The organism is Rhodanobacter sp. FW510-R10, from assembly GCF_058781105.1.
This window is the reverse complement of record NZ_JBYSWL010000001.1, coordinates 165248-179974: the sequence shown is the minus strand read 5'-3', so window position 1 is coordinate 179974 and position 14727 is coordinate 165248. Positions and strand designations below refer to the sequence as shown.

At 65.7% G+C, this 14727-nt stretch carries 12 protein-coding genes; 8 read left to right on the top strand and 4 right to left on the bottom strand.

The window, feature by feature from the left end; all coding sequences use genetic code 11:
- Nucleotides 1-128 precede the first annotated feature (128 nt).
- Nucleotides 129-818 (top strand): phosphate regulon transcriptional regulator PhoB, encoded by a 690-nt coding sequence (gene phoB, locus AC3WJB_RS00725; RefSeq protein ID WP_492677713.1) that lies wholly within the window; start codon nucleotides 129-131, stop codon nucleotides 816-818.
- Nucleotides 815-1849, top strand: coding sequence for a phosphate regulon sensor histidine kinase PhoR (phoR, locus tag AC3WJB_RS00720; RefSeq protein WP_492677711.1), 1035 nt, complete (start codon nucleotides 815-817; stop codon nucleotides 1847-1849). The genes phoB and phoR overlap by 4 nt, the downstream gene beginning before the upstream one ends.
- Before the next feature lie 99 nt (nucleotides 1850-1948).
- Here phoR and AC3WJB_RS00715 read toward each other — a convergent pair whose 3' ends face one another.
- Nucleotides 1949-3175 (bottom strand): porin, encoded by a 1227-nt coding sequence (locus AC3WJB_RS00715; protein WP_492677709.1) that lies wholly within the window; start codon nucleotides 3173-3175, stop codon nucleotides 1949-1951.
- Between the two features lie 263 nt (nucleotides 3176-3438).
- On the opposite strand from AC3WJB_RS00715, the gene pstS reads away from it, so the two are divergent.
- The 6 genes from pstS (at nucleotide 3439) to AC3WJB_RS00685 (ending at nucleotide 8755) form a co-directional block, all read left to right on the top strand.
- Nucleotides 3439-4464: a phosphate ABC transporter substrate-binding protein PstS gene (gene pstS / locus AC3WJB_RS00710; RefSeq protein ID WP_492677707.1), complete on the top strand. Its 1026-nt coding sequence runs from the start codon at nucleotides 3439-3441 to the stop codon at nucleotides 4462-4464.
- A gap of 200 nt (nucleotides 4465-4664) precedes the next feature.
- Entirely contained in the window at nucleotides 4665-5636 is a 972-nt protein-coding gene (pstC, locus tag AC3WJB_RS00705; RefSeq protein WP_492677705.1) for a phosphate ABC transporter permease subunit PstC, read from the top strand.
- Entirely contained in the window at nucleotides 5636-6508 is an 873-nt protein-coding gene (gene pstA, locus AC3WJB_RS00700; RefSeq protein WP_492677703.1) for a phosphate ABC transporter permease PstA, read from the top strand. Before pstC ends, pstA begins: the two co-directional genes overlap by 1 nt.
- A complete protein-coding gene (pstB, locus tag AC3WJB_RS00695) occupies nucleotides 6501-7319 on the top strand; it encodes a phosphate ABC transporter ATP-binding protein PstB (protein WP_492677701.1) in 819 nt (272 codons plus the stop codon). Before pstA ends, pstB begins: the two co-directional genes overlap by 8 nt.
- Entirely contained in the window at nucleotides 7316-8017 is a 702-nt protein-coding gene (gene phoU, locus AC3WJB_RS00690) for a phosphate signaling complex protein PhoU (protein ID WP_492677699.1), read from the top strand. The genes pstB and phoU overlap by 4 nt, the downstream gene beginning before the upstream one ends.
- A gap of 108 nt (nucleotides 8018-8125) precedes the next feature.
- Nucleotides 8126-8755: a phosphatase PAP2 family protein gene (locus AC3WJB_RS00685; RefSeq protein ID WP_492677697.1), complete on the top strand. Its 630-nt coding sequence runs from the start codon at nucleotides 8126-8128 to the stop codon at nucleotides 8753-8755.
- Nucleotide 8756: 1 nt separating this feature from the next.
- On the opposite strand, the gene AC3WJB_RS00680 is transcribed toward AC3WJB_RS00685, so the two are convergent.
- From AC3WJB_RS00680 to AC3WJB_RS00670, 3 genes are read right to left on the bottom strand one after another with little or no spacing between them, the layout of a single operon-like run.
- Complete coding sequence (locus tag AC3WJB_RS00680; RefSeq protein ID WP_492677695.1) at nucleotides 8757-11834, bottom strand: efflux RND transporter permease subunit; 3078 nt, start codon at nucleotides 11832-11834, stop codon at nucleotides 8757-8759.
- 13 nt (nucleotides 11835-11847) lie between these two features.
- Nucleotides 11848-12936 carry an efflux RND transporter periplasmic adaptor subunit gene (locus AC3WJB_RS00675; protein WP_492677693.1) on the bottom strand — a complete coding sequence of 363 codons (1089 nt, stop codon included), beginning with the start codon at nucleotides 12934-12936 and terminating at the stop codon, nucleotides 11848-11850.
- A 54-nt stretch (nucleotides 12937-12990) separates the two neighbouring features.
- Complete coding sequence (locus AC3WJB_RS00670) at nucleotides 12991-14556, bottom strand: efflux transporter outer membrane subunit (RefSeq protein WP_492677691.1); 1566 nt, start codon at nucleotides 14554-14556, stop codon at nucleotides 12991-12993.
- Nucleotides 14557-14727 lie beyond the last annotated feature (171 nt).

The following is a 14727-nucleotide window of genomic DNA, read 5'->3' as shown; positions in this document are numbered from 1 at the left end:
GGGGGCGGGGCAACAAGTTGCCACGTGTTGCCCGCCCCTTTATTTCCTTTGCCATGTTCCCTTTGTCATGGCCCTGTCACATCCGCATGTTGCAATAATCGTGTCACGTTGCTGCCACAGTCCCGCCCATGCAGAAGCGCATCCTCATCGTTGAAGACGAAGCTTCCATTCGCGAGATGGTGGCGTTCGCCCTGCGCAAGGCGGACATGGCCGTGGCCCAGGCCGCCGATGCCCGCGAGGCGCTGGTCGCGATTGCCGATGCGCCACCCGACCTGATCCTGCTGGACTGGATGCTGCCCGGCATGAGTGGCCTAGATCTGGCCAGGCGCCTGCGCCAGGACGCGGCGAGCGCCGAGGTGCCGATCATCATGCTGACTGCGCGCGGCGAGGAGATCGACCGGGTCAACGGCCTGGAGGCCGGGGTGGACGACTATGTGGTCAAGCCGTTCTCGACCCGCGAGCTCATCGCGCGGATCCGGGCCGTGCTGCGGCGCAGCCAGGGCGACGACGGTACCGGGTCGATCGAGGTTGGTGGCCTGCGCATCGACGCGCCAGGGCAGCGCGTTTACGCTGGGGATGAGCTGGTCTCGATCGGGCCTACTGAATACCGGCTGCTGCATTTCTTCCTGACCCATGCCGAGCGAGTGTATTCCCGCGCGCAGTTGCTCGATCATGTGTGGGGCGGCAATGTCTACGTCGAGGAGCGCACCGTCGACGTGCACGTGCGCCGCCTGCGCAAGACCTTGGAACCGCACGGCCTGGACCACCTGCTGCAGACGGTGCGCGGCACCGGCTACCGGCTGTCAGTCAAGGCATGAAGATGGAACTGCGCGCCCAGCGCCTGTTGGAGGAGCTGCACGACGTGCGCGATGCCGCGGCCAGCTTGCCGGATGCGCTGGTCCTGCTGGATGCCCATGGCGGCGTCCGCTGGTGCAACCGTTCCGCGGAGCGGCTGCTGGCCTTGGCCTGGCCACGCGATCGCGGGGTGATCCTGGCCAGCCATTTTACCGGTCACAAACTTGGCGACTGGCTCGAGGGAGGCGGGGTCGAACCGGTCGAGGACATTCCCGCACCGGCCGACACGACCATGCATCTGCAGGTCACCATGATGCCCTACGGGCGGCACCAGCGCTTGTTGCTGGCCCGTGACATCAGCCGGCTGGCGCGCCTGGAGCAGGTGCGCCGCGACTTCGTGGCCAACGTCTCGCACGAGTTGCGCACACCGCTCACCGTGATCCATGGTTACCTGGAGCTGCTTGATCCCGAGGATGTGCCTGCGCTGGCGCCGGTGCTTGGCGAGATGCGCGCGCAATCGCAGCGTATGCGGCAAATCGTCGAGGACCTGCTGGCCTTGTCGCGGCTGGAGATGGAGCGGCGCCTGCCCGAGGAGCGCGTGGCCATGCAGCCGCTGCTGCTCTCGCTGCGCCGCGAAGCCGAGGCGCTCAGTCATGGCCGCCACCGCATCACGCTGGAGGACGCAGCACACTGCGATCTGCTGGGCTCTTCAAAGGATCTGCACAGCGCCTTCGGCAATCTGGTCAGCAACGCGGTTCGCTACACGCCGGATGGCGGTGCGATCGCCATCCGCTGGCGGCGCACCGCCGCTGGCGCCGAATATTCCGTCACCGACACCGGCTACGGCATTCCGGCTGAGCATCTCTCGCGCCTGACCGAGCGCTTCTACCGGGTGTCGTCGAGCCGCTCTCGCGCCAGCGGCGGTACCGGTCTTGGCCTGTCCATCGTCAAGCACGTGCTGAACCTGCATGGCGCCGAACTGCGCATCGAGAGCGAGGCCGGCGTCGGCTCGACCTTCACCTGCGTCTTCGACCGCTCGCGCCTGCTGAAATAAAGGAGGTGGGGCAATTTAAATCGGGAGCCGGGCTGGTGGCTGCAACGACCGCCTCCCCCCGGTTTAATTTGCCCCGTCCCCTTCATTTCCTTCATTTCATTAGAACGACACCTGACCGAACAGGCCGATTTCGTTGGTCTTTACATTGGTCAGCGGCAAGGGCAGTGGCGTGGTGCCGGAGGCGTCACCCTTCTCCTGCTTGTACACCAGGGCAAGCTGGAAGCCCTTGTTGATGTCGTACTGGACGCCGGTGTGGTAGTAGGTACCCGTCGCCGAGGGATTGAGATCCTTGCTCGGGGAGGTGTGGTCGTAGCGGGCGAATACGCTGAACTTGTTTGGCAGGTTCACACTGCCCCAGAACGAATAGCCATCTGCCTTGTCGCCCAGCGGGGTCAATACGTTGCCCCAGTTCTTGGCGCTGAAGTATTCGCCGCCGACGCGGAACAGTGGGCCGGCATAGGCCAGCATGACGTCGAAGCGCTGGGCGGTGTGCAGGGCGTTGACGTTTTCCAGCTCCTGGCCTCGATGGCCGGTGTAGCCGCCCACCGCCACGACCGTGTTCTTGAATGGCACGAAGCCGACCCGTCCTTCAAAGTCCACGCCATTGCTGCGGCTGGGGTTCTTGTAGCCGTTGCCGTTCACCGCCGAGATCGAGTAGTTGAAGTACTTGCCCTGGCCAATGTCGCCACCGACGTTGACGCCCCAGTCAGCGGAATTGGCGTACTTGAGGCGGTCGGTGATGGTGGGCTCGATGTAGCGGAAGCCATAGTAGTTCTCTACGAACGGGATCCACGGCATGTCGTAGGAGCCGATCCGCAACACCGCGGCCTGGTCGAACTTGCCCTGCACGTAGGCCTTCTTGACGAACAGGTTGGTTTCGCCATCGTTGCTGACGTAGTTGAAGTCGGTGGTCAGGTTAGCCGACCAGACGTCGTCGAACTGGTGCGTGGCGCTGAGGTAGAAGCGCTTAACGTCGAGGCCGGTACCCGAGGCGTTGGTCTTGCCGCTGAGGCTGCTCTTCTGGTCGATGGTGCTGAAGTCGAAGAACATCTTGCCGCCGATCGTCGTGTCGTTCACCACCTTCTCCACCGCCGCAAGGCGCTTGTCGGTGGCAGCGGACGGGGCGGTCGTCGCCTGCGCCTGCGCATCGGCTTGCTGTTGCTGCAACTGGTCGACCCTGGCTTGCAAGGCTTGCAGTTGCGCTTGAAGTTGGGTCAGTTCGGCGTTGCTGCCGCCAGAGGCCTGCGACTGCGCTGCTGCTGCGAGAGGGATGACGCCGCTGCCGAGGCTGGCGGCAATGGCTACCGCAAGGAGTTTCGAATTCATGTAAATCTCCGCGTCATGGTATTGGTCGGCTTGGCCGCTCCCGTTGCTCCGGGAGGGCTCAGCAAAGGAACGGGTGCAGGATGGCGGTGGCTGTTTACCGTTCGATGCCGGTTGCATGACAACTTGGTGACACGCGCATGGGGGGGCGGCATAGGATGATGCTGCCGCCCCTTGTCATCTGGCCGCAACATTCGGTTCATCGTGCTGCAACACATGGGTCATTAAATGGTGTCGTTCATTCGACGACCCCACAGGAGTTACCCGTGTTGAACTCATTCAAGACATTCGCCGCGAGCGCTGCGATCGTCGCGGCCTCCATGTTCGGCCTGGCCGCGCACGCCACCGACGTCACCGGTGCCGGCTCAAGCTTCGTCTATCCCGTGGTTTCCAAGTGGTCGGCGACCTATGCCGAGAAAACCGGAAACCGCATCAACTACCAATCCATCGGCTCGGGTGGCGGCATCGCCCAGATCAAGGCCGGTACGGTCGACTTCGGCGCCACGGACATGCCGCTCGACGAGGCTGAGCTGCAGAAATTCGGCCTGGGCCAGTTCCCCGACGTCATTGGCGGCATCGTGCCGGCGCTCAACGTCGAGGGCATCGCCCCGGGCAAGCTGGTTCTGGACGGACCGACCCTGGCCGGCATCTACCTCGGCAAGATCACCAACTGGAATGATGCCGCCATCGCCGCGCTGAACCCGGGCACGAAGCTGCCGGCGGCGAAGATTACGGTGGTCCATCGTTCGGACGGCTCAGGCACCACGTTCAACTTCAGTAATTACCTATCCAAGGTGAGCCCGGAATGGAAAGCCAAGGTTGGCGAAGGGTCGGCCATCCAATGGCCGACCGGCATTGGCGGCAAGGGCAACCAGGGCGTGTCGGCCTACGTCAAGCAGATCAGGAATTCGATCGGCTACGTCGAGTATGCCTATGCGCTGCAGAACAAGATCGGCTACGCGCTGATGAGGAATGCCGCGGGCAAGGTCGTGGCGCCGACCATGGCCACGTTCCAGGCCGCAGCCGACACGGCCGAATGGAAGAACGCCAAGAACTTCAACTTGCTGATGACCAATGCGCCGGGTGCAGGCGCTTGGCCGATCACCGCGACGTCCTGGGTGATCATGTACAAGCAGCCGCGCAACGCGGCCAACGCGAAGGTCGCGCTGGATTTCTTCAAATGGGCCTACGAGCACGGCCAGGAACAGGCGCGCGCGCTGGACTACGTGCCACTGCCCGATTCCCTGGTCAAGCAGATTGAGACGTACTGGGCGACGGAGTTCAAGCCTTGATCCACACAATCGACCTTGCACTCGAAGGCCGACAGATGAGCCCCTCTCCCTCGGGGAGAGGGGTGGGGGTACGGCGAGCTGGGACCCTGCATGCTCCACGCGCACCCTCATCCGCCCTTTGGGCACCTTCTCACCCGCAAGGGGACTCCCTGCGGTCGCCGGGGGAGAAGGAATAACGTTCCCTGCCACGTGGATGCGACATGTCATCGATTCCAGCCATCATCGACTCGGTCGACACTGATCGGCGCAGCCGCGCCGATGCGCGGAACGACCGGCTCTTCCAGGGCATCCTGAAGTTCTGCGCGCTGCTGGTCCTGGCGGCCCTGCTCGGTGCGGCGCTGTCCACCTTGTGGGGTGGGCGCGAGATCCTGTTCGGCCAGGGGCTGCATTTCCTGACCAGTTCAGCATGGAATCCAGTCGAGGACGACTACGGCGCGCTGTCGCCGGTGTTTGGCACCCTGGTCACCTCGCTGGTCGCGATCGCGCTGGCAGTGCCGGTGAGCTTCGGCGTGGCGATGTTCCTCACCGAAATCTCGCCGAACTGGCTGCGCGCCCCGGCCAGCACGGCGGTGGAATTGCTTGCGGCCATCCCCTCGATCATTTATGGCATGTGGGGCTTGTTCGTGTTCGTGCCGTTCATGGCAAGCATCGAGCCGGCGCTCAGCGACACGCTGGGCCGGATCCCGCTGGTCGGCAAACTGTTCCAGGGTCCACCGCTGGGGCTCGGCCTGCTCACCGCCGGCATCGTGCTGGCGGTGATGATCCTGCCGTTCATCACCTCGGTGATGCGCGAAGTCTTCTTGACCGTCCCCACCCGCCTCAAGGAATCCGCCTACGCACTCGGCTCGACCCGCTGGGAGGTGTTGTGGGACATCGTGCTGCCGTATACGCGTTCGGCAGTCATCGGCGGCGTCATCCTGGGCCTGGGGCGCGCGCTCGGAGAGACCATGGCAGTCACGTTCGTGCTGGGCAATTCCTACAACATCACCTCGTCGCTGCTGATGCCGGGCACCTCGATCTCCTCGAGCATCGCCAACGAATTCAACGAGGCCGTCGGCCTGCACCGCTCGGCATTGATCGCGCTGGGCTTCCTGCTGTTCGTGGTGACCTTCATCGTGCTGCTGATTGCGCGCCTCATGCTGCGCCAGCTGGCCAGACGGGAGGGCAGGTGATGTCCGCTGCCAGCCTGTACGCCCGCCGCCGCATCACCAATGCCGTCGCCATGGGCCTCGGCACCGCGGCCACCGCGCTGGGGCTGTTCTTCCTGGCCTGGATACTCTGGTTGACATTGCGCAGCGGCATCGGCGCCCTGCACGGCAGCCTGTTCACCAGGATCACCGCCTATGGACCCGAAGGCGGCCTCGCCAATGCCATCGTCGGCAGCCTGATGATGGATCTCATCGCGCTGGCGATCTGCGCCCCGATCGGCGTGATGGCCGGCATGTGGCTGGCCGAGTACGCGCGTGTCACCAGGCTGGGCACGGTGATCCGCTTCCTCAACGATATCCTGCTCTCGGCGCCGTCGATCGTATTGGGCCTGTTCGTGTACATGATCATCGTGTTGCCGATGTCGGACCTGACCGACGGCGCCGTGTCCTTCTCAGGCCTGGCCGGCGGCGTGGCGCTTGCGCTTATCGGCCTGCCGGTGATTGTGCGCACCACCGACGAGATGCTGCAACTGGTGCCGGCGACGTTGCGCGAGGCGGCGCTGTCGCTGGGCGTGCCACAGTGGAAGCTCACCGTGCAGCTATTGCTGCGCGCGGCCAGCTCGGGCATCGTCACCGGCGTGCTGCTGGCCCTGGCCCGGCTGGCGGGCGAGACGGCGCCGCTGCTGTTCACTTCCTTCGGCAACAACTTCATGACCGTGCATCCGCTGGACAAGATGGCCAGCGTGCCAGTGGCCATCTACCAATACACCAACGACCCGGACCCGGGCCTGCATGCCATCGCCTGGGCCGGTGCGCTGCTGATTACTCTGTTCGTGCTCGCGCTCAGCCTGCTGACGCGCCTGTTCCTTTCGCGCAAGAAGGCAAGTCATGGATAACCGCACCACCCTCATTGCCGCTGCCGCCGTCACGCCCGTGGCGACCGATGCCTTGCACCGTACGAAGATTCGCGTGCGCGACCTGCATTTCCAGTATCACGACTTCCATGCCCTGAAGGGCATCAGCCTGGACATCCCCGAGCGGCAGGTCACCGCCATCATCGGCCCCTCGGGCTGCGGCAAGTCCACGCTGTTGCGGGTCTTCAACCGCATCTATGCCATCTATCCCGGGCTTGCGGCGCACGGCGAGATCCTGGTGGACGGGGTGGATGTCCTCGATCCTGCCTACCCGGTAAACCGGCTGCGCAGCAAGATCGGCATGGTGTTCCAGAAGCCGGTGCCGTTCCCAATGACGATCTTCGAGAACGTCGCCTACGGTATCCGCCATCACGAGAAGCTGTCCCGGGCGGCGCTGGCCGACCGCGTGGAGCAGGCGCTACGCCGTGCCGCGCTGTGGGACGAGGTGAAGGACAAGCTGAAGCAGAACGCGCTGGGCCTGTCCGGCGGCCAGCAGCAGCGCCTGTGCATTGCGCGCGCCATCGCCCTGAAGCCCGACGTGCTGCTGCTGGATGAACCCACCTCGGCGCTGGATCCGATCGCCACCGGACGGGTGGAGCAGCTCATCGACGAGCTCAAGCGCGACTACACCATCGTCATCGTTACCCACAATATGCAGCAGGCCGCTCGCGTATCCGACTGCACCGCCTTCATGTACCTGGGCGAGCTGGTCGAGTTTGGCGACACGGCGACGCTGTTTACCAAGCCGGCGAAACGGCAGACCGAAGACTACATTTCCGGGAGGTTCGGATGAACACAGGTAGCCATGAGCACATCGTCAGGAGCTTCGACAAGGAAATGTCGCGCCTTACCGGCGAAATCGCCGCGATGGGCCATCTCGCGGTCGCGCAGCTCGAAGCCGCCATGGCTGCGCTGGCCGCCCGCGACAGCGCCGCGGCGCGGGGCGTCGTCGACAACGACGACACCCTGGATGCCCAGGAACGCCGCATCAGCGACGACGTGCTGCGCCTGCTGGCCCTGCGCCAGCCCATGGCGCGCGACCTGCGCGAAATCCTTGCCGCGCTGCGCATTGCCTCCGACATCGAGCGCATTGGCGACTATGCCGCCAACGTGGCCAAGCGCTCGCTGACGTTGAACCTGTCTGATCCGGTGCCCTTGGTGGGCGGCCTGGCGCCGATGGCTGGCATGGCCGGGCGCATGGTGCGCGAGGCGATGCAGGCCTATGTCGCCCACGACGCCCCGATGGCGCACGCGGTGCGCGAGCGCGATGCGGACCTGGACCGGCTCTACACCACGCTGTTCCGCGAGCTGCTGACCTACATGATGGAAGACCCGCGCAGTATCAGCGCCTGCACGCACCTGCTGTTCATCGCCAAGAACATCGAGCGCATCGGCGACCACGCCACGAACATTGCCGAGAACGTCTGGTTCGTGGTGCATGGCGAGCTGCCCGGCGAATCACGGCCCAAGCAGGATCACACCGTGGAGTGAGGAACAAGGTGTCATGGCCGGCTAATCGATTCCAAAGATTTGGGCGTCAGACTGCCGACGTCCCGGAGCGTGCGCACGGATATCGCCGGATTCGCCGCAGGCCAACTCATGAATCGAATGCACAAGGTGCTGGCAGCGTTTTTCGTGTCGGCCATGCCATGGGTGGCCCAGGCGGCGGGCGGCCCGTTCGGCATTGACCATCGGCTGCCCTATGACAACAGCGGTATCTGGGCACGCGGCGACCAACAGGCGTTGATGTACGCCACGGTCGCGACCGTGCTTGGCGGTTCGTTGCTCCTCGGCGACCAGGACAAGCTCGGCGACACGTTCTGGCGGTCACTGGATGCCACGGCGGGTTCGGCCGTACTGGCAGAGGCTGGCAAGCTGGTGTTCCAGCGCGAACGGCCGCGGCAGGATGCAAGTCCCAATGACTTTTTCAAGGGCACGAAATACGCGAGCTTCCCGAGCGGCGAGGTGGCCACGATTGCCGGCGCGGTAACCCCGTTCGTCGTCGCTTACGGCCATGACCATCCCGCGGTGTATGCACTGGAGTTGTTGCCGCTGTACGACGCCGTCTCCCGGGTCAAGGTGCAAGGGCATTGGCAGAGCGACGTGCTGGTTGGTTGGGCGCTGGGGACGGCGGTGGGCATCTGGGCCTCCCATGAAGATTCACCGCTGATCCTGAGCTGGCTGCCCGGCGGCTTCGAAGTCGGTTTCGTGCATCGCTTCAAGCCGTAATTTACGTCCCTTTATTTGCCAAGTGCCGCGGGCTGGCGACGTAGGTGTAGATGACCGGTACCACGTACAGTGAGAACAGCGCGCCAATGGTCAGGCCACTGGCAATCACCAAGCCAATGTCGAAGCGGCTGATCGAGCCCGGGCCGACCGCCAGCAGCAGCGGCACCACGCCGAACACCATGGCGCCGGTCGTCATCAGGATCGGCCGCAGGCGGATGCTGGAGGCCTTCTGCACCGCTGCGCGCCGGTCCAGTCCTTCCTCTTCCTGGATCACGTTGGCGAACTGCACGATCAGGATGCTTTGCTTGGTGATCAGCCCGATCAAGGTGACCAGCCCGACCTCGGTGTAGATGTTGAGCGGCGCCACGTCAAGGAACAGGAACACCAGGGCGCCAAATACCGACATCGGCACCGCCACCAGCACGATCAGCGGGTCGCGGAAGCTCTCGAACTGCGCTGCCAGCAACAGGAACACCAGCAGGATGGAGAGGCCAAACGTCACCATCAGGCTGTTGCCGGCCTCGGCAAACTGGCGCGACTGGCCGACGTAGTCGAAGCTGTAGGTGCTGGGCAGGATCGTGGCGGTCAGGCGCTGCAGCTCCTGCAGGGCCTGGCCGAGCGTCACGCCCTTGGCCATGGTGCCCTGGATGGTGACCGCGTTGAGCTGCTGGAACTCCGGCAGGTACTCGGGCTGCACCGTATGGCCGATGCCCACCAGGGTGGACAAGGGCACCTGCTCGCCGCTGGCGGCGCGGAGGTAATAGCTGCGCAGGGCGTCCGCGTCGGCGCGCAGCGCGTCGGGTACCTGCGGGATGATCTCGTAGCTGTGGCCGGACAAGTCGAAGCGCCCGATGTAGCCGCCGCTCAGCAGCGGGCTCAGGTTCCTGCCGATGTCGTCCATGCTGATGCCGAGGTTCGCGGCCACGTCGCGGTTGATGTCGAGCGTGATCTGCGGCTGGTCGTAGCGCAGGTTGGTGGTGAGGAAGGCAAACAGGCCGCTCTGCATGGCGGCGTCCACCAGGCGGTCGGCGGCGGCATTCATCTGCGCGTAGTCGTTGGTCGAGGTCAGCACGAATCCCACCGGCAAGGTGCCGGTATCGCCGGGCAGGGTCGAGCGTGGGTAGGCGACCACATGCATGCCGGTGATCGCGTTGATCTTGTCCTGCACCAGCGGGATCAATTCCTGCTGGCTGCGCTCGCGCTGGTTCCAGTCCTTGAGGATCATACCGACCAGCACGCCGTTGGCACCGGCGCCGCCGGGGCCGGCGGTGCCGTTCATCTGGAACACGTGCCCGGTCTCCGGGAAACTGTCCATCATGCTGCGGATCTGGCCGCTGTACTTGTTGAGATAGGGCACGGTGGCCGTGGCCGGTCCGGTACCGCCGACGAAGATCTGGCCCTGGTCCTCGACCGGAGCCAGGGCGCTCTTGCTGCCGGCAAACAGGAACGGGATGCTGACCAGCACGCAGGCCGCCGCCACCAGCACCAGCGGACGCTGGTCCAGCGCCGCATGCAGGGTGCGGTCATAGGCCACGCGCAGCCGCGTGTAGCCGCGCTCGAGCGTGTGGCTGAGCCCGCTGGGTGGGGTGGGGCGCAAGATCTTGGAGCTCAGCATCGGGGTAAAGGTGAGCGCCACCACCAGGGACACCACCACGGCCGCCACCAGGGTGAAGGCAAACTCGGTGAACAGGCTGCCGGTCAACCCGCCGACGAAACCTACCGGCAAAAACACGGCGACCAGGGTGGTGGCCATGACGATCAGCGGCACCGCCAGTTCGCGCGCGCCACGGATGGCCGCGGTCACCGGCTCCACGCCCAGGTCGATGTAGCGGTGGATGTTCTCCACCACGATGATCGCATCGTCCACCACCAGGCCGATCGCGAGCACCACTGCCAGCAGGGTCATGAGGTTGACCGTGAAGCCCAGCGCCAGCATCAGCAGCCCGGCGCCGACGATCGACAGCGGGATGGCCAGCGCCGGCAACACCAACGAACGCCACGAGCCAAGGAACAGGAAGATCACCGCCACCACCACCGCCAGGGTGATCAGGATGGTGATCAGCACGTCGCGGATGGCGGCATCGATGTACACGCTGGCGTCGGCCACCACGCTGGCCTGCATGCCGGGCGGGAGATTGGCACGGAGCTTGGCAAACGCATCGCGCACGCCTGCCGCCATGTCCAGGTCGTTGGCGTCGGGCGTCGGATTGATGGTGAGGAACACGGCGGGGATGCCATCGTAGTAGACGTCCTCGTTGTAGTTCTGGCTGCCGAACTCGACCTTGGCCACGTCCTTGAGGCGGATCACCGTGTTGCCCACGGTCTTGACCACCAGGTTGCGAAACTGGCCCAGGTCGTCCAACGAGGTGTTGGCGGTGATGGTGACTTGCCGGCGGGCATTGCGCGTGCTGCCCACCGCGGAGACGAAGTTGTTGGCCTGTAAGGCTGCCGACACGTCCGCCGGGCTGACGCCGTGCGCCGCCATGCTGGTCGGGTTCAACCAGGCGCGCAGCGCAAAGGCATTGCCGCCCTTGCCGGTACCGGCCGGGATGATGCTGGCCTCGCCCACCCCATCCACGCCCTGGACCAGCGGTTGCGCCACGCGCAGCACGTAGTCGTTGAGCTGCTGCTGGGTCAGGTTCTTGCCGGAAAACGCCAGCGCCATGAAGGAGTGCGAGCTGCCGATGGTTTCGGTGATCACCGGCTGCTGGCTGGCGGGCGGCAGCTGGTTCTTCACCTGGTCCACCTTGGACATGATCTGCGAGATCGCGGCGTTGGGGTCGTAATTGAGGCGCATGAACGCGCTGATCGTCGACACCCCGGCCGCGCTGCTGCTGGTCAGGTAATCGATGCCCGGGGCGCTGGCGATCACCTGCTCCAGCGGCGTGGTGATGAAGGCCTTGACCGTGTCCGGGCTCGCGCCCGGATAGGCCGTGCTCACTTTGACCACGGTGGTGATCACCAGCGGGTACTCGCGCACGGCCATGCCTGTCCAGGCGCGTACGCCAAGCAGCAGGATCACCAGGCTCACGGCCGTGGCCAACACTGGGCGGCGGATGAAAATGTCGGTGAAGTTCATGGACCCGTCGGCCTTACGGCTGCACGCTGTTGTTGACCGTGACGCCGGTACCGTCACGCAGTTTCTGCTGGCCGGCGGTCACCACGGTGTCGCCGACCGCGAGGCCGGAGGCGACCAGGGCAAGGCCGTTGCGCTGGTCGGTGATCTGCACCACGCGCTGGTGCGCAATGAGGCCGCGGGCCGCATCACCGGTCACCACGTAAATGTTGTCGCCGAACGTGCTGTAGGTGATGGCCGAGTCGGGCACCACGATGCCGTATTTCGCCTGTCCCACCGTCAAGCGCGCGGAACCGTACATGCCGGGCCGCAGCATCTCGTGCGGATTGGGCAGCGTGGCCTGCAGCGCGACATTGCGGGTAGCCGGATCCACGCGCGAATCCAGCGCGGTGACCTTGCCGACAAAGGCCTGATGCGGATATGCGTTCACGCTGAAGCTGACTTCCTGGCCGACTTTCAGCTCACCGACGGTGCTTTGCGGCAAGGAGAAGTCCAGCAGCATGGGGTCGTAGCGCTGCAAGTCCACGATCGCCGTGCCCGGCGATACATATTGACCGAGGCTCACCGCGCGGATGCCGGCCTTGCCGGCAAACGGCGCGGCGATGTCCAGCTTGCGCAGGATTGCCTGGTCGCCTTCCACCGCGGCCCTGGCGCCGGCCGCGCCGGCTTCGGCCGTCTGCAGGTCGGACTGGCTGGCCGCATGCGCGGCATACAGCTTGCGCGTGCGCTCCAGGGTTGCCTGCGCGAGCGTGAGCCTGGCCTGGTCGGCATGCAATTGCGCCTGCTGGCTGCTGTCGTCGAGGCGCGCCAGCAATTGCCCGCGCTTGACCTGTTCGCCGGAGCGGAAGGCAATCGCAGTGACGTTGCCGGCGATCTGGGCAGTGATCTGCGTGCCCTCCACGGCCTGCAGGCTGCCGACCACGTTCAGCTCCGGGTCCCATGGCATGTTGCGGGCCACGGCCGTAGAGACGGCCACCGCTGGAGCCGCGCGATGCTGGGCGGCCACGGCGGCGCGGTGGGTGGCGTAATACTTCGTGCCGAACAGCCCGCCAAATACCACGATCAGGATCGCCACCACCCAGAGCACTTGCTTGCGCTTGCGCATCACCACCCTCCGCCGGCACGCCCCTCTGGGCTTGCGCCGGCCATTGTCGATCGATCAGTTTCCGGAACCCGCGCCCGCTAGGATGCTGGCCGCACCCCGCGCTGCGCCGTTGCCGTCGCCTGCATCCCAGGGGCCACCGCCCAGCACCAGGTACAACGCCGCGGTGTCGGCGTAGCGCTGTGCCTCGGCCTGCACGAAGGCAATGCGCGCGTTCTGGAACTGGGTTTCGCTGGTCAGCAGGTTGAGGTAATCCACCGCACCGGCCTGGTATTGCGTGCGGACCAGCTCGAACGCGCGCTGCGCCGATTGCAGCGCGCGGGCTTCGGCATCCAGTGCCACGGCGTCATGCTGCAGCGCGCGCAAGACGTCGGCCACTTCGCGGAACGCGGCGAGCACGGTGCCCTGGTAGTCGGCAAACACGGCGCGGTAGGCCGCTTCGCTGGCATGCTTTTGCGCACGCAGCGTGCCGCCCTCGAATACCGGCGCGAGCAGGCTCGCGGCCAGGTCCCAGACGCGGCTGGCTGGATCGAACAGCTTGCCCGCGCGGGTGCTTTCCGCGCCGAAATCACCGTTGAGCTCGAGCGATGGATACATGCGCGCGACCGCCGCGCCTACTTGCGCATTGGCAGCGCGCAGTTGGGCTTCGGCCGCACGGATATCGGGCCTGGCGCGCACCAGGGTGGAGGGCAGGCTGAGAGGCAGTGCCGCGGGCAAGCGCAGCGCCTGCAACGCCGGCACGTCCAGGCTGGCGGCCGTGGACGGGAACTTGCCGAGGTAAGTGGCCAGCAGGTGGCGTGCCTGGTCCTGCGCCTGCTGCAGCCGGGGCAGGCGCGCCTCACTGGAGGCGAGCTGGCTCTGCTGGGTGAGCAGGTCGAATTCCGAGGCGGCGCCCAGCTCGTAGCGGGTGCGGGTGAGCTCGAGGATCTGGCGCTGGTCGTCCAGCGTCTTCCGCGTCGCGGCCACCTCCTCGACCAGGGCCGCAAGATTGAGCGCGGTGTGCACCACGTTGCCGGCGATGGTCAGGCGTGCCGCGGCAAGCTGGTCGCGCGCCAGGTCGACTTGCGCCCGGGCGCTCCGCGCCACGGCATGGTTCAGGCCGAACACGTCGGGGTTGTAGCCCACCGACACCTGGCCGGTGTACAGGTTGTACAGCCGCGCGCCCGGCGTGGCGCTGCCGGCCTTGGCGGAAACCCGCGTGCGTTGCGCGGCCAGTCCCACCGCCACCTGCGGGTAGAACGCGCCACGGGCGGCCTTCAATTGGAATTGGGCCTGTTCCAGCGTGGCCTGCGCGGCGGCAAGATCAGGGTTGTTGGCCAAGGCCTGGGTCACCAGCCCGTCAAGCGCAGGGGAACCGAAACCCTCCCACCAATGGGGTGCCACGGCGGTATCCGGCTGCAGCACTTGGGCCGCGGCGGCGGGGCCGGGCGCCGAGCTGGCGGCCGGAATCGCGGTGGGCTCTTGCGCTGCGCTGTAACCCAGGACTTGCGGCGCCGCCGGCCGCTGGTAGGCAGGACCGGCGGTACACGCCGCGAGCGCCAGGCCGGCGCCGCCCGCGAGCAAGCGGCACGCCCACCTCGCCAGCAGCGCGTGGCCGGGATGCGGTGTGAAGTGCGTGATCACATTTGTTGCTGTCAGCGGGACGTCCCCATACCGGTGTCGCGTGCCAGGCGCCGTGACGCAACCGGGCGGCACCATCGCTCCCCGGATGGTAACAGCCGTCCAGACGCGGGCCACGGGCCATTGGTCATGGATGGGAGTGCGATGAGACTAAGATGGACCGGCAAGATGTGC